The organism is Sporolactobacillus kofuensis, assembly GCF_024125425.1.
Classification (GTDB): Bacteria; Bacillota; Bacilli; order Bacillales; family Sporolactobacillaceae; genus Sporolactobacillus; species Sporolactobacillus kofuensis.
Genome location: NZ_JAMXWN010000006.1, coordinates 129,456 through 148,761, shown reverse-complemented (window position 1 = coordinate 148,761; position 19,306 = coordinate 129,456). Strand labels below are relative to the sequence as shown.

Sequence of the window (19,306 nt, the reverse complement as noted above, 5' to 3'; positions counted from 1 at the left end):
GCGCAAAAAGCGCAGAGCAATTAATTTGCTTTGCGCTTTGGTAGCTTTTCTAGGTGTTCAAGCATTTTACCTGCGCCTTCAACGACACAAGTCATTGGGTTGTCGGCAACAACGACCGGAACCTTCAGTTCGCTTGCGAGCAATTGATCGAGTCCGTGCAGTTGCGCACCACCACCGGTCAGAATGACGCCGCGGTCAATAATGTCGGCCGACAATTCAGGAGGCGTTTGTTCGAGCACATTCTTCGCTGCGCGTACCAGTGTGCTGACAGAATCCGCGAGTGCTTCTTCGATTTCATTGGAATGCACGGTCAATGTCTTCGGCAAACCAGTCACCATATCGCGACCGCGGATGTCCATACTTTCGTCGCGTGCATTTTTGAATACAGTACCCACCGTTATTTTAATCTGTTCTGCGGTGCGTTCACCAATCAGCAATTTGTATCTTTTCTTAATATAGTTCAGAATCTCTTGGTCGAACTTGTCGCCTGCCAGTTTGATCGACTGAGAGGTCACAATATCGCCCATAGAGAGGACGGCGATGTCGGTTGTACCGCCACCAATGTCAATCACCATGTTGCCGCTTGGTTGGAAGATATCCATCCCCGCACCTACTGCGGCTACTTTCGGTTCTTCTTCAAGGTAAACCTCTTTGCCACCGCTGCGTTCCGCTGCTTGGCGAATCGCTTTTTGCTCAACCGATGTGATATGTGTCGGGGTACAGATCAGAATTCTCGGTTTCTTTAAGAAGCCTTTGACATTAATTTTATTAATAAAGTGTGTCAGCATTAATTCCGTAATCTCAAAATCTGCAATAACGCCATCGCGAAGTGGACGGATCGCAACAATGTTGCCTGGTGTACGTCCCACCATCCGTCTAGCTTCTTCACCGACTGCCAGCATTTGTTTTGTATCCGTATCCAAAGCGATTACAGAAGGTTCATTCAGGACAACGCCCTGCCCTTTTACATAGATCAGTACGTTCGCCGTTCCAAGATCAATTCCGATGTCTCTAGAAAACACGCCAAATCCTCCCTGTCAAAACACCTAGACTGAATCCAGGATATTTATTAACCATTATTTCATTCTATCACAAAACAATGCAAACAGGGAATGTGTCGAAAAATAAAACAAGACGTCTGATCAAGTAAAAATGCCGTCTACCGGCATTTTCCCCTCATTATTTTTCTAAAAAAATAAATGTAGTTGACTTCAGTGCTGAACTGCTTGTTCCGTATCCTTCTGGTACTTTAGTCTCGTTGCTTCTCCTCCGCGCAGATGACGGATTGACTTATGATAATCGAGCACATTTTTTACTGCGTTTGCAAGTTCCGGATTGATGTTCGGAAGCCTCTCAGTTAAATCCTTATGAACGGTGCTCTTCGAGACTCCAAACTCCTTGGCAATCACCCGCACCGTCTTCCTTGTCTCCACGATATGCTTTCCAATCTTGATCGTACGCTCTTTGATGTAATCATGCACACCACTCGCCTCCTGTAATCTAAAGATGCGAAATGAGACAATCATTGGAGGAAACGGAACCCAAACAACGCATCATGCTCGTTCCAAGCCCGCCGCGCTCACCTCGAAACCCCGTATGTGAGTTTGTAACATCTTATTAAACGAGTTCCGGTTATATGCCAAAAAGTCAATGAGGACAAGGGTTCACCGTTCAAAAAAGAACTTTCCCCGTCAAGTGCTAGGGGAAAGTTCTAGTATAAGGGTGTCGGAATTTTCTGCGGGAAAATTCCTACTGAAATAAGGACATGGATTCCCCATTCAGAAAAGAACTTTCCCTGTCTAGCATTAAAGGAAAGTTCTTCATCTTGTATAAGAAGGACGGAATTTTCAGTGGGCAAACCCCAAATGAAATGAGGACACAGAAAAGAACTTTCCCTGTCTAGCATTAAGGGAAAGTTCTTCGTATTGTATAAGGAGGTCGGAATTTTCTGCGGGAAAATTCCTTCTGAAATAAGGACATGGATTCTCCCATTCAAAAAAGAACTTCCCCTGTCTAGCATTAAAGGAAAGTTCTTCATCTTGTATAAGAAGGACGGAATTTTCTGCGGGAAAATTCCTACTGATTGGAAGTAAATAAAACAAGATGAATGTTAAAGAGAGAACTTTTCCTTCGTGTTTGAGGAAAAGTTCTTCATGTATCACTAACTATATTATTTTCGGGTATTTTCTATGGGGTTCGTTACTGATTGGGTTGTTCGTTACTATTTCTATTGGATTGGTTACTGTTTTCACCTCGTTCGTTACTTTTTTATTGAGGTTCGTTACGATTTGAGTTGGTCGTTACTTTTTTCATTAGGTTGGTTACCGTTTTCTCTCCGTTCGTTACTTTTTTATTTAGGTTCGTTACTGTTTTCATTGTTCGTTACTGTTTTCATTAGGTTGGTTACCGTTTTCTCTCCGTTCGTTACTTTTTTATTGAGGTTCGTTACTGTTTTCATTGTTCGTTACTGTTTTCATTGGGTTGATTACCGTTTTCTCTCTGTTCGTTACTTTTTTATTGGAGTTCGTTACGATTTGAGTTGGTCGTTACGATTTTTACTAGGTTGGTTACTGTTTTATTGAGGTTCGTTACAATTTGAGTTGTTCGTTACTATTTCTATTGGATTGGTTACTGTTTTCACCTCGTTCGTTACTTTTTTATTGGAGTTCGTTACGATTTGAGTTGATCGTTACGATTTTTACTAGGTTGGTTACTGTTTTCACCTCGTTCGTTACTGTTTTATTGAGGTTCGTTACGATTTGAGTTGGTCGTTACGATTTTTACTAGGTTGGTTACTGTTTTCACCTCGTTCGTTACTGTTTTATTGAGGTTCGTTACGATTTGAGTTGGTCGTTACTTTTTTCATTAGGTTGGTTACCGTTTTCTCTCCGTTCGTTACTTTTTTATTGGAGTTCGTTACGATTTGAGTTGGTCGTTACGATTTTTACTAGGTTGGTTACTGTTTTCACCTCGCTCGTTACTGTTTTATTGAGGTTCGTTACGATTTAAAGTGGTCTTTACTATTTTCATTGAATTGGCTACTAATATCAGTTTTTCTATTTTCGTTTATTGTTTCGGAAATAACGATCGAATGTTTCGTGAGGAGGTGAGAGATAATACAATCCCTTGCCTGTGCCGGATCCTCCTCTTTGTAATTTCATTTTGTTTAATAAGTCGGTCACCGTTTTTGTTTTATCAAATTTCAAAAACTCCCGGCATTGTTTGTTGGTCATTGTGTTTCCGAACAGGAGAAAGTAGTGGAGGATCATGGGGATGTGGGCGGTTTTGGATTTGTGACCGCATTGGGGACAGAACCAGTTTGCGGAGATGCGTTGCATGTCGAAGGAGCGGCACTGATCGCAACGCACGCCGCGTCGCAATTCAGAGGGATGGATATTGAACTTTTCAAGAAGGCTAATGGGTTTGTCGATATGTTCTTTGAGGAGCATGCGTTCAATCTGAGGGATAAATTCGGGATAACTGCGCGTGTGTTTGTACTTTTCGGCATATTTTTCAAGTTTCGCTGGCGCTTGTTCTGCGTGGAAGACGTGTTCTTGGACGTGACGTAATTTCCCTTGATTCTCAATGATTGTTGTTGGGAAGGCAATCACCACATCGGCTTCGATTGGAAGTTGCGGCAGACCGTGATCGGCGAGCCATTTTCGTAACAATGCTCTGTGGCGGCGCACTTGTAAAAGGGGATTTGACGACCCAATATATTGATCTGCTGAGCGGCGCATGAATTGTTTTCCATCAGGATCGAATCGGACTGCGCCGGCAAAATTTTTTACTTCCAACAGCGCAATGAATGTGGGAGTAAGCAAGAGGGTATCCATTTGGCAATCTTCAAGTTGGAGGCTGTAAAAGATGCGATCATCCTGATGAAAAGTGTCAAGGAAGTAGGCAAGATTCTGCTCACCACGGAATCCGGCCTGATAATTAGCGAGATCGTGTTCAATCTGTGCGCGCGCTGGGTGGTCGTTCGCAAGATGTTCGAGCAACACTTGGTCAGCGAGCACCTGCCAGGAGAGGTAAAGTTTTTTCGAAATCAATAGGCATCATCCTTCTTTGTTGATGATTTTACATTTCGACAAAAATTTCTTTTATCCTCTGTTCCGCTTAAATGGCCAATAAAGAAAATGGAATTCCGCTACCATCAGCACTTCGATCCAGAGCAGATACCACGGCCATGGCCCCAGCCAGTTCAAGATGGAGAGATTAGGCTTGTGCATCAGATATAGATAATTCGCGCCGATCCACCAATCAAAGCAGAAAATGAGCGCGCCATACAGGTTAAGACACCCGGCCGCCCACCACAGCGAACGATAAGTCGGCCGATAGCGCTCAACCGCGATCATAAACAAGCAGGCGAGAACAGTCGCGCCATGTGTGGCAAAAAATTGAATGTACCGAATGTGTGGAAAACTGACTCCGCCGAGGTCCGGTGTTATGAGTGCTTGTACGGCACTTCCGATTCCGGCGAAGTACAAAATAGCGAACAACCACCACTTTTTCGATAGCAACATCACAATGGAAAGCAGTGCGGCAAGATCACTAACCTCAAGCGGAAGCGCATAATTCGCCGACCATTGTCCGGACCGGATCGTCACAATTTGATAAACGAGCTCACCAATCAGAAGTACTGCTGCTAAACCAAAACGTACCGATAAGCGTAGAAAAAGGGCCTGCCTTATGGGTTTCCGAAACAGAAACAGGCAGACCCCGAGTAGTGTAATCACGAGTAATGTCCAAAGATGTTGCGTTGAAAAAAGCACGAAGGATATCGTTTGAGGCCAAAGATAGACAGCCATTTTTTCACCCCGAATGATCTTAGATGCATTTAGTATGGCGTCAATCGCTGTTCCTCATGTATTTTTATTCTTCGGCTGGTTCTTCTTTGGGTGCAATGGTACGTTTTAAAAAGAGTGAAAGGATGAGCGAAAACACACCAATGATCATGGCGATGAAAAAGGCGTGGCTCATTCCGGCAACCAGTGCGTGCAATACCTGGGTCTGTGCCTCCGGATTGGACACATGACTCAGATAAGTTTTCTGACCGGTCACCATGATTCCAATGAATACGGCCGTGCCAATCCCTCCGGCGACTTGCTGAAGTGTATTCATAATCGCCGTTCCATGCGGATATAACCTTTTCGGGAGTTGATTCAATCCGGTCGTCGATACCGGCATCATCACCATTGCCAGTCCAATTAAAAGTGCACAATACAGAATGATGATGTACAGCATGCTCTCAGATACGGTTAGCCTGCTGAACAGCCAAACCACTACGCACACAATCAGCAACCCTGGCGTTACGAGCCAGCGCGGGCCAAATTTATCAAATAATTTTCCCATCAGTGGAGACAGCATCCCATTGATGAGTCCGCCTGGGAGGAGCACAATACCCGCTGCGAATGATGAGAGCAGCAATGCGCGCTGCAGATACAGCGGCAGCAGGATCATTGTGGCAAACAGTGTGACCATAATCAGGATCAAGATCACTGTTGACAAGGTGTACATCGGATAGTTAAATGCTCGAAAATCGAGAATCGGATCTTTGATTACGAGTTGACGCCACACAAACAGTACGAGACTGATTGCGCCAATAATCATAAAAGTTGGCCCTACCCAGCCGCCCTCTGCACTGGACCCCATGCCGTAGACGAGGCCTCCAAAGCCGACCGTAGAAAGAATAATTGATGGGATTTCCACTTTAGGACGTGTAACTTCCGACACATTCGTCAAATACCGAGCAGCAAACAAAATCGAGAAAGCCGCGAGCGGAATCACGAGATAAAACAGCCAGCGCCACGACAATGATGCAATGATTAAGCCGGATAGTGTTGGACCGAGTGCTGGCGCGAACATGATCACTAGCCCAATAAGTCCCATCGCCCCGCCTCTTTTTTCAGGTGGATAGATGAAGAGAATCGTATTCATCATGACCGGAAGAATCAGTCCGGAGCCGGCAGCCTGAATGATGCGCCCGGTTAGCAAAAATGCAAAGCTTGGTGCGAATCCGCAAATCACGGATCCAATCAGGAAAATAGTCATCGCACCGAGAAACATTTGGCGCGTGGTGAACCAGCCGGTGAGCAGTGCGGTCACCGGCATCAGGATCCCGATCACAAGTAAATAGGCTGTCGTCAACCATTGAACAGTCGTCGGTGTGACATGAAAATAATGAATTAAGTCTGATAAAGCAATATTAAGTAATGTTTCATTCAAAATTGCGACAAACGCTCCAATGATTAAGGCAACCGTAATCGGTCCGCGTTTGATCTCTTGCTTGATTGTGTTGCTCGTCGTCATCAATGAAAAACTCCTTATCTTATGTTTGAAATTGAGCGGCAGTGCTCGTGATGGTTGAGCTTTTAAAAAAAGTCTAGGGAAGTCCGGGCCGAACCCTCATCGGTAAAAAGAGCTTGGCGAGCATACGAAATTCGCCAAGCCTTTCTTATTTGCTGTTCAACTTTTTCAAAAGTCGCATTGATTCGGCTGATTGCCTGTCCCATTTGATTAAAAGTTAAAGTTGTCGGGATCTGCATTAAAACGTTTATCTTCATTTAATTCATCAATATGATCGATATCTTCCGGCGACAGCTCAAAGTCAAAGATATCGGCATTGCTGATGATATGTGCTTCACTCGTTGAACGTGGAATGGTGATAATGTCATTCTGCACATCCCAGCGCAACATGACTTGAGCCGCACTCTTGCCATATTTTTCTCCAATAGCTTTCAGCACAGGGTGATTGACCAGTCCGCCACTACCCAGTGGTGAATAGGCTTCAACCGCAATCCCTTTTTTGTAACAATAATTGCGGAGCGGAACTTGAGACAGTAACGGATGGAGTTCAACTTGGTTTACTGCCGGCACCACTTCTGCATCCTGAAGTAGATCTTCGAGATGATGTTCATGGAAATTGCAAACACCAATTGCACGCGCTCTGCCCTCTTTATATAGTCTTTCCATAGCTCTCCATGTTTCTTTGTATTTGCCTGCGGTCGGCCAGTGAATCAGATACAGATCGACGTACTCAATACCGAGTTTCTTCATGCTGGTATCGAACGCAGCTAATGTTGCATCATAGCCTTGATCCGCATTCCACACTTTGGTGGTGACAAACACGTCGTCTCGCTTCACTCCGGATTGGCGTAGCGCTTCACCGACTCCGGCCTCGTTGCGATATCTCGCAGCCGTGTCGATCATCTTATACCCGGCCTTCAATGCAGAAAGTACAGAATTAATGACTTCATCACCGTCTTTAAGCTTCCATACGCCGAAACCAATGCCCGGCATCGTGATTCCATTATTCAATTTCACTGTATCATTCAATCCATTAATCATGCGTTCGACCTCCTCATTATTATTATTTTCTCATAGAATTACTGTTGAGAAAAGAATTTTACTCATCACGTGCAGCTCCTGCGTATAGGCATGGCTATAGCTATAGTTGTAACCGATTCCAAGGGCCAATTTTCGGATAAATGTTCCTTTGACCGGATAAAATTTGAGCTCTGTCCCGAGGATAAAATTTGAGCTCGATCCAGATTTAGTACGTCCGCTTGATTTTCCTCTCATTCTGCTCTATGCTCATTCACTAACCCTGATCCATTTTTCATATTCTCTTGGATGGCTGATAAAAAACTAGTATTCCACTTTTCCAGCGTTCTACTCTCGACTTCTTTCAAATTCCACTTCGCGATGGACACCTGTGCTTTTGCTTTTGCTTTTGCTTTTGCTTTTGCTTTTGCTTTTGCTTTTGCTTTTGCTTTTGCTTTTGCTTTTGCTTTTGCTTTTGCTTTTGGTTTCCTTTTCCGCCGCACGATGCCTTGGGCTACCGCTTAGCCGTCTTCCACATGCTGGGCGCGCAAAAAACACGCACATCCTCTGATATGCGTGCTTCTTAGATCTATTGTTTATCCTGATTTTTTAATGTTGCGCGGACCAATACCATGAACTCATTTGTTTCTGGGTGTTGTCCGGTGTTTCGTTGTTCATCCCCGACAATTGGGTGGAGAGGTCCATGAACCAATCACGGTCGGATGTAATCAGGGCAATATCTGTCATGCTGCGTAGTTGCTGGCCGGTTAACGGCATCACTGGGAATGGTTTGATCAGGTAACCAAGGGTCTCGATCACTTTTCCAACTGTTGTCTCTCGGTCGCAGGCAACAACTTGTATCTTGACGGTGCCTTCTTCATGGTTGTAGTCAACCACAAAACCGTGCATCAATTCGCCGTTTACCGTTCTTCCTTTAACCCAATCTCCCTTTTTCCATCTGGATTCTTGCTGCATCATCCTTCACCACCGATCTTATTTATGTGTCTATCCATTTCTTTTTCTTTCTTTATGCATGACGTTGGCAACTTGTGCTTGGTTAAAATCTCAGGCCAATTCTCAGCCTTCGTGTCCATTCGCTGTAAAAGCGAGTCGATCGACCATTGCTCGAGGTAGTCCTCAAGACCTCGCTCAGCTCCTGTAAAAGCGAAATCCATGATGGACTGAATCTTGTCATATTCAAGATCTTGGTCACATCCGGATGAACACCAGCTGAGCTTAAGAGGATTACAAGAAATAGATTGATAGATACGCGCCAATGTACACTTGTGTGGATCGCAGCCCATTCGGTATCCGCCGCCCAGACCTTCCTTCGTTTCGACAAGACCACTCTTGCGCAGAATGCTCATAATCTTGCGAATTCTAGCGGGATGCGTATGCACCTTCTGAGATAGCGATTCACTGTTCCACACTTGTTCGGGCGCCTTAGCGAGCACAATCAAACAATGCACCGCGATTGTAAACTGACTGTTCATTCTATGATTCCCCTTCTCGGAGATTAATGTAATTATAATAGATACAGTTTCTAAAATCAATTGGAGAATACAAGAAAAGTGTCGATGGAAGTAATTTACACGGAAAAATCTAGTTATTTTGTCATAGTAAGTGGATCAAGCCAAGAGAACGCCAATTTGTGTCCGGACCCGACCCATCTGAGATCGAACCTAAGTTTAGAAAAATCGATCCTAACCACCCCGAAATCGAACCTAAGAATAGAAAAATCGATCCCAACTGGCCCAAAACAGAACCTATGAGATTGATTCGAACTTAAGAGGAGAGATTTTATTTTTTCTTTTCTATTAACAAAAGATCTTCCCGGCATTCCGGAAAGATCTTTTGTTTCATACGTGTTTTGGTTTTTTCACAAAGAATGTAAGGACCAGCGCTACGATCAATAGGAACGAAGCGACGAAGAAGGCGACGTCGACGCCATGGATCAAGCCTTCCATTCCGTATGTCTTCGGGTTGCGTGCTGTCGATGCCATGACTGTGAACAGAATGGCCGTGCCAATCGAGGCGGCTACCTGACGCATGGTGTTGTTCATCGCCGTTCCGTGTGGAATCAAATGTGGTGGCAATTGATTCAAGCCGGCAGTTGTCGTCGGCATCAGCACCATCGATAAACCAAACATACGCACGGCATTGATGACGGCCAGATAGGTGAATGAGGTATGGGCGTCTAGTCTGCTCATCAGCAGTGTCATCGCCAGCAAGATGGTGATTCCGGTAATAGACAATCCGCGTGCGCCAACTCTATCAAAAATTCGTCCGGTAATCGGAGACATGATCCCCATGACAAGTGCGCCGGGAAGCAGCATGAGGCCTGACTCCAACGGTGAGAATCTAAGCATCGTCTGCATGTAGATCGGCAGCATGGTTGCACCGGCGATAAATACGGTAAAAGACAGCATTCCAATTGCGGTCGTTAATGTAAAAATCGGGTAGCGGAATACCCTGAATTCCAAGATCGGTTGTTCCAGCTTGAACTGTCTCATAATGAAGAGCGTGAGTGCAGCAGCACCGATCAGTATGGTGATCAGCACTTCAGGATCGCCCCAGCCGTGACTGCCGGCGATACTCGATCCGTATAACAATCCACCGAATCCAACCGTCGACAGAATAATCGATAGGATATCTAGCTTCGGATATGTTCGCTTGGTCACATTTTTCAATATAAAAATGGCGAGAATCAAATCAAGCAATGCAACAGGAAGTACCACATAAAAGAGAATTCGCCAAGGATAATGGTTAACGAGCCAGCCCGACAAGGTTGGTCCGATCGCCGGTGCGAATCCAATTACCAAGCCAAAAATCCCCATGACCGACCCACGTTTTTCGATTGGAAAAATGATAAACATTACGGTCATCATTAGCGGCATCATAATTCCGGCACCCAGTGCTTGAACAATTCTTCCGATGATTAAAAAGAAAAAACTTTCCGAGGCAATACAGATAAGCGTGCCAAGGACGAATGACCCCATCGCGAACAAAAATAAGCCGCGCGTTGTAAACCTTTCCTCCAGGAAGGCAGTAATTGGAATCATAATTCCATTGACAAGCAAAAATACGGTCTGGAGCCACTGCACCATGACCGCAGATAAATGTAAGTCATGCATGATGCTCGGCAGCGCGGTGACGAGCAGTGTCTGGTTCAGGAGCGTCACAAAACCGCCTGCGAGCAGTACGAGAACGATCGGCACAACATTCAAATTTTCATGTACCTGAAACCGTTTTTCTTCAATGGCACTCATTCCATCACTTCTTTCTTTTCCTTGATGATTGACAATGCTGATTAAAAAGAGCAACGATCATCAGCACCGGGCAACTCTTTCATCTTATCACGAAAATTTTTCAAGTGATAGAAATAAGCATAGTTGTCCTTTTACTCGTTTTTTATTACAAATTCTACTAGATCTTGATTTTACAGGCAATTAATCAATGCGCAAGATCCCGCTGTTCACTTGTGCCTTGAGGATGTATTCCCCACTGCCGCGCACACCGCTCAGTCCATGGTCCTCTGACTTTTCCTTTTTCAAACGTAATTTACTTTGAATGATACCGCTCGATTTCTTGGCCGTTAAGCGAAAATCTGCCTGGTTTGGCATATCCAGTTGCGCATTACCGGAATTGACTGAAATGCTGGATGCGCCATGCAAAGCGGCAACACCTATTTTCATGTTCCCAGAATTCACTTGAGCAGAAAATGCTCCTGACAAACGATCGACACGTGCATTTCCTGAACGAACAACAAGATGTGCAGACGGCGCCCGAAGATTCCTGATCCGCAAAGTACCCGAATGCACACTTGCATCAACTGTTTCCGAAGCTACCCCGCTCAGTTGGATCGATCCTGAAGATACATTGACCGACAGTTTCTGATATATTTGGCTTGTTTCTCCATGAAAATCCAATGTAGCCGATCCGACTGCCAATTTAAGCTGATGCTGATACGATTTCGGTATCGTGATGGTTAATTTTGGAGCGTTCCACCAAAACATAAACGGTTGTCTATGCTGCGTCCTCACCTGGATCGTGTCGCCTATTTTTCGAACATCTACCAATCCTCTTCCCGTCAATCGCGCAGTCACTTGATCTCCGCTCCCCAGCACAACTTTTGTTCGCATCGACGATGTCTGGATATCGATTTGTTCCACTTGCTCGGTGACCTGTGCCGAAGTTTGCTGTTTCCCGAATGGCAGCCACCGCGCGTGGATCGGGTTAAAAAAAATGAAATAGGCAGCTGCGACGATCGCCAGTACCACTGCAAAACGTTTCATCATGCATACTCCTCTGCAAATTTTTTCACAGGTGGTTTTTCAATTTCTTCCTATTAAAAGGTGGCTTTCTTTTCTTACACGTGAAGAGACCACCGTCTACAGTATAAAAAAACGTCGGCGATTTGATAACCGTCCGACGTTCTATGTATGACTAAGACTAAAGCTCTAACTTATGCTTCTGGTTCATCCTGCCAGCCCTTGCACACATCAACCCATGATTTGCCATTTCCAAAGCTGTACAAATCATCAATCGTCAGCTCGATTGCTGAATTTGTGCTGCCGCATGCGGGGAACACGGTTTTAAATCGTTTCAGCGACTCATCCATGAATACCGGCCAATCTTGATTCAAAGCGAAGGGACAAACACCGCCAACCGCGTGCCCCACAAGTTCCAGCGTTTCTTCAGGTGAGAGCATATGCGCTTTGAAGCCGAATTCATGGCGGAACTTTTTGTTATCAATCTTCGCGTCCCCAGCCATGACCACCAGCATCGCGCCTTCCTTATTCTCTCCTCTGAAGGCCAGCGTCTTTGCAATCCGCTCTGGCTCCACATGCAGATGCTCCGCGGCCAGCTGCACCGTCGCACTGGAAAGTTCCAATTCAATCACATCTTTTTCCCGACCTACCGTTTGAAAATAAGCCTTCACATTCTCTACCGACATGTTCATCCCTCCGTCTTGCTTACATTATCGTCCAGTTTAGCAAAAAATAATAATCTGTCAATTCACAATCTGGCTTAAATTTACTTTGCAAAATCTGTCGAACTATAATACATTAAGACTATTGTCGCATCCGCGTAATCTTCGGATGTGTTGGGAAAATAATAAAGAAGGGGTTGCGCATGGCAGACATTTTGACGGGGAAAGAGATTTGCAGCCAGTACAGCGATCTTGCAAACGACGCGTTTGGGAGCGAGGACCATCGTTTTATCCTTACCAAGGTAGAAAAAGAGGCGCTTTACGACGCGGCTTGCTCGTTCAGCAGCAACGGGAAGAACTTGGTCACCTACAAGGAATGGAAGAACGATCCAGAAAATTACGATGATTATCATACCGATAACATTAAACAAATGGTTGACTCTATACATGAAGGTGGCGCACTGCCACCGATGATCGTAAATAAGGACCTCGGTCTCTATGATGGTCAACATCGACTGACCGCCTACAGCCTTATTCCCGAGATCAAAGAAGTAGCGATTTATAAGGAAGTTGATTAATGCGCGTGTGCTCACGCGCTTTTTTCATACACTAAGAAAGCATAAAAGATTAGCGGAAGTTAGCATAAGTGCAACCGCGCCTTCGCCAGAGGCTTGGAAAACCAAATTTTCTAATGTTTCAAAATATTAACGATGAGCCATTCAAAAACAAACCGACTGACGACAACACCGAGGAGAATCAAATGGCGCATGTTATCCCACCGCTCCGCACTCGGGAGATTAAGATAGGCTGCAAAAATCATGCCGAATACCGCCACCTGCAGGATCACAAAATTTGCGGTACGATCTAGTGCTTGCGGCGTCGATTTCTCAGATTGAAGCAAAGCAATTGCTTTTTCATTAAAGATAAAATTGAGGAAGAAACTCTTGTAGTCACGGCGCAAGAACGTGATGAATCCAATCAACATGCACAACAGCACAATAATGAAGAGGACTAATCCTATGTAAAACACTATTTATCGACCCCCACTGAAGGCTTTGCAATCATTGTATCAGATGATTGAAAAAAGATGGCTCCGATTTTTCACGGAACCATCTTTTCTTATCTACATGACGGATGCCAAGGAAATTGTGGGCACCACCACGGTCTTGGCGGACGCGGCGGATGTGGTGGTGGCGGCCACGGAACACCCGGAGGCGGCGTTGGGCCAAGATACGTCAGCCCGGACATATCCGTGTAATGTTCTTGATGCTGCACCCATCGCCGTTGTTGCGGCAAGTAAACATTCATGCTCACCATGCCGGTATTTGGGTTGATGCCGAGCAGCTGAATGGTCATCATTCGGCCGTAGCTGGCAAGTCGCGTTTGGTAAAAATGTCCGCGCCGGCCACGGTTGAGTTCCTGTTGGATTGCACTTGGCGGAACAAGAAACGTTGTCGGTTGTTCACGATCATCGTCGTAATAGACGACCGGATCCTCTTCAATCGGTAACTGATAGGGATTGTAAAACGTGTACCCATCTTCACGTGGATCATCATACATTCATTACACACCTACCTATCTGGTTTGTAATACTATATGCCGGGCATTTTCATTAGGTTGGGCTGCGGCCCATACAGATCATTTTTATAAACGATAATTTAGCTGATGTAACCGGTTTAACTATCTTATTCGGCCATGATTTTGTCTGGTTAAGACGCTAAAACCACAATTTTTCATCAAATCGCGGTTTCGTTTTTTTTCTTCATTTTTGTTACTCTGAATTAAAAATTGAAGGAGTTATTTCATTGATCAAATTTGAGCGAACAATCCCTCTTATCATCAGGCAGCTCCGTTCAGTACGGAGTCGCCTCCCGCAAAGTCATCCACACTATCAAATCATTTGTCAGGATGAAAAAAAGCGAACCCTTGGCCATAAAGGCGAATCCGCTATCGATTTCTATCTCACCGATTTTGCTGATGGGGATTTTTACATTTATCACGGCTTGCGACTGCCCCTGAACCAAGCCTTCTTCCAAATCGATACACTGATTTTGTCTGACTCCGCGTGCTTCATCATCGAAGTGAAAAATCTGATCGGAACCATTTATTTTGATCCGACATTCAACCAAATGATTCGCACATTTAATGGAAAAGAGGAAGGATTCCGCGATCCAATCGGGCAAGTTACCCGCCAAAAACAGCTCTTAAGCAGGTGGCTTGCGGCACAACATTTTCCACCAATCCCAATTGATGACATGGTGACCATCAGCAATCCGGAAACCATACTTAAAACGCAACCCGGTAACAGTGCCATTTCTCGAAAAATTTGCCACATGCACCAAATCCCCGATCGCATCCAAGCTTGGAAACGTGCCTCCGTTAAGAAAAGATTGTCAGCCGGAGAGCGCGAACGATTAAACGCTCAACTCATCCACGCCCACTGTCCCCTGCACCAAAACGTGCTCGAACTCTATCATATTGACGCTAAAGAACTGATCACCGGCGTCCAATGCCCGAACTGCGGTGCAATTCCCATGACCCGGGTTCACGCAACTTGGCTGTGCCCAAGTTGTGGTCATCGTTCCAAAACCGCGCACTACGCCCTACTCGAAGACTACTTTTTGCTTATTGATGAGACCATCTCAATCACACAATTTTGCGAATGGACATGCATTTCTTCAAGAAAAATAGCAGCGAGACTATTAAAATTGCTAAATCTTCCACATTCAGGCAACAACAGAAACAGACGATATCATTTATTAGAAAAATTTAACCAAGAGTAAGACCGCTTGAGACTCAATGTCCTATTTGTTTGGTTTTTGGGCCGGTTCCGCTTTAGTTTTGTCCCATTCTTTTATAATTTTGTCTCATTCGACGATGGATTGGGCTCGTTTCTCAATTTGTGTCCCGTTCTCTTTGGTTTTTGTCCGGTTTCGCTTTAGTTTTGTCCCATTCTTTTTTACTTTTGTCTCATTCGACGATGGATTGGGCTCGTTTCTCAATTTGTGTTTGGCTCTCTCCAGTCTATGTCCGACCGTCTCATTTCTAGGGAGATGATCTGTATTTTCTCATGTATTGAACCTCCTCCTTGCTGATCTCGTACATTGATCAAGGAGGTTTCCGATGAACACTTATGAGTTAAAGGCTTATGATGAAGTCATGGCGTGGAAGCGTAGGTTGCTCAGGCCCTCGAATCTGCTCAGCCGGATGTCGAAAAAGGTTCAGACGCGAATCAATCACTATTATCCGGAAAAGGTGCAGCAAGCTATCACGGTCGCGATTAAAAATATGGTAAAAGCAACGTTGACCGGATCTCATTTCACTACAAAAAAGAATCAGGCAACCGGCCTCACTCTCGAAGAAAAAGATCAACGAGTGCGCGAAAAACTGTCCAATTATCGGAAAACGGCAGTACTGGAAGGTGCCGGAACTGGAGCGGGCGGTCTTCTGCTTGGTCTGGCTGACTTTCCACTGCTTCTGTCGATTAAGATGAAATTTCTTTTTGATGCGGCTTCCATCTACGGTTTTGACACAAAAGAAATGGAAGAGCGGATCTTTATCCTGCAAGTCTTCAAGCTTGCGTTCTCCAGTGATGACGTGCGCCGTGAAACCTTATCGATTATTGAAAACTGGGCGACACGAAAACAGGCCTTTCAGGATATGGACTGGCAAGAGTTCCAGCAAGAATATCGGGACTATCTTGATTTTGCGAAAATGTTGCAATTGATGCCGGGCATCGGCGCTGCGGTTGGAGCCGTGGTCAATTACAATTTACTTGATCGCCTCGGTGAAGTGACCATCAATTGCTACCGATTGCGCCTGCTCACTACGCCACCAATATCTTGAAATCCGCCTTATAAAAAAGAGATCACAGCCCGAAGGCCGTGATCTCTTCTATTCGATAAAATTACAATACTTTACTTAAAAATGCTTTGGTTCTTTCTTCTTGTGGGTGTTCGAACAATTGGTGCGGTTCATTTTCTTCTACTATATAGCCGCCGTCCATGAAGATGACGCGGTCGCCAACTTCTCGTGCAAAGCCCATTTCGTGGGTAACCACAACCATCGTCATGCCATCCTTGGCGAGCTGCTTCATGACATCAAGTACTTCGCCGACCATTTCCGGGTCGAGTGCTGAAGTCGGTTCATCGAAGAGCATCATCTTCGGTTCCATGGCCAAAGCTCGGGCAATCGCGATTCGCTGCTTCTGTCCACCGGATAGCGAATCCGGATAGGCATTTGCTTTGTCTGCGAGCCCAACCTTACCCAGCAGTTCCATCGCTTTTTCTTTTGCCTGCTCCTTGCCCACTTTCTTGACTTTGACCGGTGCAAGCATAATGTTATCCAGCACGGTCATGTGCGGGAACAGGTTGAATTGTTGGAACACCATGCCGACATCCTGACGAATTTTATTGATATTAGCCTTTTTGCCGGAAATGTCCGTGCCCTCGATATACACATGGCCGGATGTAATGGATTCCAGTAAATTAATGCACCGCAGCAGTGTCGACTTTCCTGAACCAGACGGCCCGATAACGACTACCACTTCCTGCTTGTTCACATCGAGATTAATTTTCTTTAAGACTTCGTTGTCGCCAAACGACTTCTTCAAGTCTTCAACTTTGATCATCATTTCGTAGCCATTCTCCTTTCTAGCCGATTAACAATGAAACTCATGCCCAAGGTGAGAATCAGATAGATGACAGAAATGGTCAGATATGGTGTCCAAACAATGGCGTATTGCGCGCCCATCGCCTGAGCCCAATAGGTCAGCTCCGGTGCCGCAATCGCTGCAAGCAATGAACTGTCCTTAATCAAACTGATAAATTCATTACCCATTGGTGGCAACACGCGGCGGACGGCTTGCGGCAATATGATATAACGCATCGCCTGACGCTTGTCCATTCCTAACGAACGTGCAGCTTCGGTTTGCCCTTCATCGATTGATTGAATACCCGCCCGGAACACTTCGGCAATATATGCCGCTTCATTCAACGACAAAGCAATAATTCCGGAAAGAATACCATTTGACTGATGAAAAATTGCCGGTACAACACCAAAGTGAATGATTAAAATCTGAACAAATAGCGGTGTCCCGCGGAAAAAAGTAATGTAGCAGACAAACGGAGCCGCCAGCGCTTTGTTATCAATCATTTTCCCGAAACAAACAAATAAACCAAGGATTGTGCCGAAAACGATACCGGCAAAAGAAAATAAAATCGTGAATAATGTGCCACTCGCAAAGAAGGGTAAATATTCTTTAATAAGTTCTAAAGGGTTCACACCCAATCCTCCCCTAACTTAAAAAGTTGCTTAACAAGACGTTAAGCAACCTTAAACATTGATTCTAAATTAACCAATTAATTTTGTGCTTGCAGCTTTTCAAGATCCGGTTTCTTATCAAACCATTTCTGATAGATCTTTGTATAGGTACCATCGTCAATAATCTTCTTGATCGCCTTATCAAACACTGGTTTTAGCTTGCTTCCTTTTGGAAACATCATACCATAGAATTCGCCATCGAATGTCTTTTCATCACCGACGGTTTTCAAATTCTTGCCTGGGTTGTTCTTCACATAATAATCCATAACACCATTGTCTGCAACGACGGCATCTGCTCCGTGGTTAAGCAATTCCATAATCGCCAAGTTCACTGTTTTGAATTTCTTGATCTTTGGATTGTTCTTTCCGAGCACTTTTTCAACTGCGAACTGTCCGGTTGTTCCTTGTTGAACAGCGACAGTCTTGCCTTTCAGATCTGCTGCAGTCTTAATTTTACTATTCTTAGGTACCATAATTTCGTTAATCGAACGGAAGTAAGGATTTGAGAAATCATATGTTTTCTCGCGGTCGCTTGTAATTGAAATTGCCGATATACTCATATCTGCTGTCTTTGATTTCAGTTCAGCAAACACAGGATCCCAACCAACGTTAACCAGCTTATATTTATAGCCGGATGCTTCCCCAAGAGCCTTCATAATATCAACGTCGAAGCCCTCCATTTTACCCTTGTTCAACGTTTCGAACGGCGGATAACTTGCATCATTAACGACACGTAGAACCTTCTTTGTGCTCGTTTTCTTTGCAGAACTTGAACTGCTTCCGGCTCCTGATGAGCACGCGGTAAAAATCATTACCAATGCGAGTAAAAGTGAAAGCACCGACAATTTCTTCATCATCTAAAACTGCCCCCAATATTTTTCTGATTATTTCATGCAATTAATTAAAGTTAATTATACCCTGTCTCTAAAAGTAATGGCAAGTTGTTTGTTGAATTTTAGAAAAATTTACTGTTTAATGTCGGCAAACAATTTACACTTTGAATAAAAATAAACCGAAACGAGTATGCTTACCCGTCTCGGTTTATCGATTATTAATGATTGATCGTGAATCAGCCGAATACTTTTACACGAGATTCAATCGGTGCAAATTCTTTTTCGCCGGCTGGTGCAACGATGTTACCGAATGGCATTTGTGCGCGCAGTTTCCAGCTCTTCGGCAGTTCAAAAGTTGCCTGAACTGCTTCATCAATAAGCGGATTATAGTGTTGCAGCGAAGCGCCAATTCCGATTTCAGAAAGAGCAGTCCATACAGAGAATTGTGCAATACCTGTGCTGTGTTCCGACCATACAGGGAAATTATCTGCATACAAAGCAAATTTTTCTTGCAGGCCTTTGACAACGGCTTGATCTTCAAAGAAGAGAATCGTACCAACACCGGCGTTAAACGATGCAAGCTTTTGAGCAGTTGGTTCAAAAGATTGGCCTTCAGGAATTACTTTACGCAATTCTTGTTCTGCGATCCCGCCTTCGCCCCAAATTTTGCTGCTTTCTTCACCAAACAGAACAACAGCGTGTGCAGTTTGAGAGTTGAATGCTGAAGGAGCATATTTAATAGCATCTTGAATCGTTTTCACGATTTCTTCTTTGCTAACCTTGACGTTTTTATCTAGTGCATAAATGGATCTACGATTTTTAATTGCTTCAATAAAAGATGTTGCCATTCAAAAACACTCCTAAGCTAATTAATTTTTGTTTACTTACATAA

At 44.5% G+C, this 19,306-nt stretch carries 21 protein-coding genes; 3 read left to right on the top strand and 18 right to left on the bottom strand.

Features of this window, described 5'->3' with window-relative positions:
• Positions 1-20: 20 nt before the first annotated feature.
• The 12 genes from NIE32_RS06925 to NIE32_RS06870 form a co-directional block, all read right to left on the bottom strand.
• Positions 21-1,022 (bottom strand): rod shape-determining protein, encoded by a 1,002-nt coding sequence (locus tag NIE32_RS06925; protein WP_253054231.1) that lies wholly within the window; start codon positions 1,020-1,022, stop codon positions 21-23.
• Positions 1,023-1,211: 189 nt separating this feature from the next.
• Positions 1,212-1,481, bottom strand: coding sequence for a sporulation transcriptional regulator SpoIIID (gene spoIIID, locus NIE32_RS06920; RefSeq protein ID WP_253054229.1), 270 nt, complete (start codon positions 1,479-1,481; stop codon positions 1,212-1,214).
• A gap of 1,575 nt (positions 1,482-3,056) precedes the next feature.
• Positions 3,057-4,052, bottom strand: a complete 996-nt coding sequence (locus NIE32_RS06915) for a nuclease-related domain-containing protein (protein ID WP_253054227.1) — start codon at positions 4,050-4,052, stop codon at positions 3,057-3,059.
• Between the two features lie 51 nt (positions 4,053-4,103).
• Positions 4,104-4,811: a YwaF family protein gene (locus NIE32_RS06910; RefSeq protein WP_253054225.1), complete on the bottom strand. Its 708-nt coding sequence runs from the start codon at positions 4,809-4,811 to the stop codon at positions 4,104-4,106.
• A 64-nt stretch (positions 4,812-4,875) separates the two neighbouring features.
• Positions 4,876-6,312, bottom strand: a complete 1,437-nt coding sequence (locus NIE32_RS06905) for an MDR family MFS transporter (protein ID WP_253054223.1) — start codon at positions 6,310-6,312, stop codon at positions 4,876-4,878.
• Positions 6,313-6,519: 207 nt separating this feature from the next.
• Positions 6,520-7,350, bottom strand: a complete 831-nt coding sequence (locus NIE32_RS06900; RefSeq protein ID WP_253054221.1) for an aldo/keto reductase — start codon at positions 7,348-7,350, stop codon at positions 6,520-6,522.
• Between the two features lie 230 nt (positions 7,351-7,580).
• A complete protein-coding gene (locus tag NIE32_RS06895) occupies positions 7,581-7,829 on the bottom strand; it encodes a hypothetical protein (RefSeq protein ID WP_253054219.1) in 249 nt (82 codons plus the stop codon).
• 106 nt (positions 7,830-7,935) lie between these two features.
• Positions 7,936-8,304, bottom strand: a complete 369-nt coding sequence (locus NIE32_RS06890; protein WP_253054217.1) for a hypothetical protein — start codon at positions 8,302-8,304, stop codon at positions 7,936-7,938.
• Positions 8,301-8,819, bottom strand: a complete 519-nt coding sequence (locus NIE32_RS06885) for an Rrf2 family transcriptional regulator (RefSeq protein WP_253054215.1) — start codon at positions 8,817-8,819, stop codon at positions 8,301-8,303. The genes NIE32_RS06890 and NIE32_RS06885 overlap by 4 nt, the downstream gene beginning before the upstream one ends.
• Before the next feature lie 366 nt (positions 8,820-9,185).
• Complete coding sequence (locus NIE32_RS06880) at positions 9,186-10,595, bottom strand: MDR family MFS transporter (protein WP_253054213.1); 1,410 nt, start codon at positions 10,593-10,595, stop codon at positions 9,186-9,188.
• Between the two features lie 180 nt (positions 10,596-10,775).
• Entirely contained in the window at positions 10,776-11,624 is an 849-nt protein-coding gene (locus tag NIE32_RS06875; RefSeq protein WP_253054211.1) for a DUF4097 family beta strand repeat-containing protein, read from the bottom strand.
• A 167-nt stretch (positions 11,625-11,791) separates the two neighbouring features.
• Positions 11,792-12,283, bottom strand: a complete 492-nt coding sequence (locus tag NIE32_RS06870; RefSeq protein ID WP_253054209.1) for a YbaK/EbsC family protein — start codon at positions 12,281-12,283, stop codon at positions 11,792-11,794.
• Between the two features lie 179 nt (positions 12,284-12,462).
• On the opposite strand from NIE32_RS06870, the gene NIE32_RS06865 reads away from it, so the two are divergent.
• Positions 12,463-12,837 (top strand): ParB/RepB/Spo0J family partition protein, encoded by a 375-nt coding sequence (locus tag NIE32_RS06865; protein WP_253054207.1) that lies wholly within the window; start codon positions 12,463-12,465, stop codon positions 12,835-12,837.
• A 110-nt stretch (positions 12,838-12,947) separates the two neighbouring features.
• On the opposite strand, the gene NIE32_RS06860 is transcribed toward NIE32_RS06865, so the two are convergent.
• Both NIE32_RS06860 and NIE32_RS06855 read right to left on the bottom strand, forming a co-directional pair.
• Entirely contained in the window at positions 12,948-13,289 is a 342-nt protein-coding gene (locus NIE32_RS06860) for a hypothetical protein (protein ID WP_253054205.1), read from the bottom strand.
• Positions 13,290-13,378: 89 nt separating this feature from the next.
• Positions 13,379-13,819: a hypothetical protein gene (locus NIE32_RS06855; RefSeq protein WP_253054203.1), complete on the bottom strand. Its 441-nt coding sequence runs from the start codon at positions 13,817-13,819 to the stop codon at positions 13,379-13,381.
• A 245-nt stretch (positions 13,820-14,064) separates the two neighbouring features.
• On the opposite strand from NIE32_RS06855, the gene NIE32_RS06850 reads away from it, so the two are divergent.
• The gene (locus NIE32_RS06850) at positions 14,065-15,042 is read left to right on the top strand and encodes an NERD domain-containing protein (protein ID WP_253054201.1); all 978 of its coding nucleotides are present in this window, start codon (positions 14,065-14,067) and stop codon (positions 15,040-15,042) included.
• Between the two features lie 340 nt (positions 15,043-15,382).
• On the top strand, positions 15,383-16,105 hold the full coding sequence (locus tag NIE32_RS06845) for an EcsC family protein (RefSeq protein ID WP_253054199.1): 723 nt from the start codon (positions 15,383-15,385) through the stop codon (positions 16,103-16,105).
• Between the two features lie 61 nt (positions 16,106-16,166).
• Here NIE32_RS06845 and NIE32_RS06840 read toward each other — a convergent pair whose 3' ends face one another.
• The 4 genes from NIE32_RS06840 to NIE32_RS06825 form a co-directional block, all read right to left on the bottom strand.
• Positions 16,167-16,889, bottom strand: a complete 723-nt coding sequence (locus NIE32_RS06840; protein WP_253054272.1) for an amino acid ABC transporter ATP-binding protein — start codon at positions 16,887-16,889, stop codon at positions 16,167-16,169.
• On the bottom strand, positions 16,889-17,548 hold the full coding sequence (locus NIE32_RS06835; RefSeq protein WP_253054197.1) for an amino acid ABC transporter permease: 660 nt from the start codon (positions 17,546-17,548) through the stop codon (positions 16,889-16,891). The genes NIE32_RS06840 and NIE32_RS06835 overlap by 1 nt, the downstream gene beginning before the upstream one ends.
• A 71-nt stretch (positions 17,549-17,619) precedes the next feature.
• Positions 17,620-18,438, bottom strand: a complete 819-nt coding sequence (locus NIE32_RS06830; protein WP_253054195.1) for a basic amino acid ABC transporter substrate-binding protein — start codon at positions 18,436-18,438, stop codon at positions 17,620-17,622.
• Positions 18,439-18,650: 212 nt separating this feature from the next.
• A complete protein-coding gene (locus NIE32_RS06825) occupies positions 18,651-19,262 on the bottom strand; it encodes a nitroreductase family protein (RefSeq protein ID WP_253054193.1) in 612 nt (203 codons plus the stop codon).
• Positions 19,263-19,306: the final 44 nt, after the last annotated feature.

Excerpts from the sequence above, each read along its gene's own strand:
- NIE32_RS06900 (WP_253054221.1), bottom strand. The coding sequence starts at position 7,350 with ATGATTAATGGATTGAATGATACAGTGAAATTGAATAATGGAATCACG.
- NIE32_RS06870 (WP_253054209.1), bottom strand. The coding sequence starts at position 12,283 with ATGTCGGTAGAGAATGTGAAGGCTTATTTTCAAACGGTAGGTCGGGAA.
- NIE32_RS06890 (WP_253054217.1), bottom strand. The coding sequence starts at position 8,304 with ATGATGCAGCAAGAATCCAGATGGAAAAAGGGAGATTGGGTTAAAGGA.
- NIE32_RS06880 (WP_253054213.1), bottom strand. The coding sequence starts at position 10,595 with ATGAGTGCCATTGAAGAAAAACGGTTTCAGGTACATGAAAATTTGAAT.
- NIE32_RS06825 (WP_253054193.1), bottom strand. The coding sequence starts at position 19,262 with ATGGCAACATCTTTTATTGAAGCAATTAAAAATCGTAGATCCATTTAT.
- NIE32_RS06885 (WP_253054215.1), bottom strand. The coding sequence starts at position 8,819 with ATGAACAGTCAGTTTACAATCGCGGTGCATTGTTTGATTGTGCTCGCT.
- NIE32_RS06875 (WP_253054211.1), bottom strand. The coding sequence starts at position 11,624 with ATGATGAAACGTTTTGCAGTGGTACTGGCGATCGTCGCAGCTGCCTAT.
- NIE32_RS06905 (WP_253054223.1), bottom strand. The coding sequence starts at position 6,312 with ATGACGACGAGCAACACAATCAAGCAAGAGATCAAACGCGGACCGATT.
- NIE32_RS06840 (WP_253054272.1), bottom strand. The coding sequence starts at position 16,889 with ATGATCAAAGTTGAAGACTTGAAGAAGTCGTTTGGCGACAACGAAGTC.
- NIE32_RS06855 (WP_253054203.1), bottom strand. The coding sequence starts at position 13,819 with ATGTATGATGATCCACGTGAAGATGGGTACACGTTTTACAATCCCTAT.
- NIE32_RS06910 (WP_253054225.1), bottom strand. The coding sequence starts at position 4,811 with ATGGCTGTCTATCTTTGGCCTCAAACGATATCCTTCGTGCTTTTTTCA.
- NIE32_RS06865 (WP_253054207.1), top strand. The coding sequence starts at position 12,463 with ATGGCAGACATTTTGACGGGGAAAGAGATTTGCAGCCAGTACAGCGAT.
- NIE32_RS06845 (WP_253054199.1), top strand. The coding sequence starts at position 15,383 with ATGAACACTTATGAGTTAAAGGCTTATGATGAAGTCATGGCGTGGAAG.
- NIE32_RS06830 (WP_253054195.1), bottom strand. The coding sequence starts at position 18,438 with ATGATGAAGAAATTGTCGGTGCTTTCACTTTTACTCGCATTGGTAATG.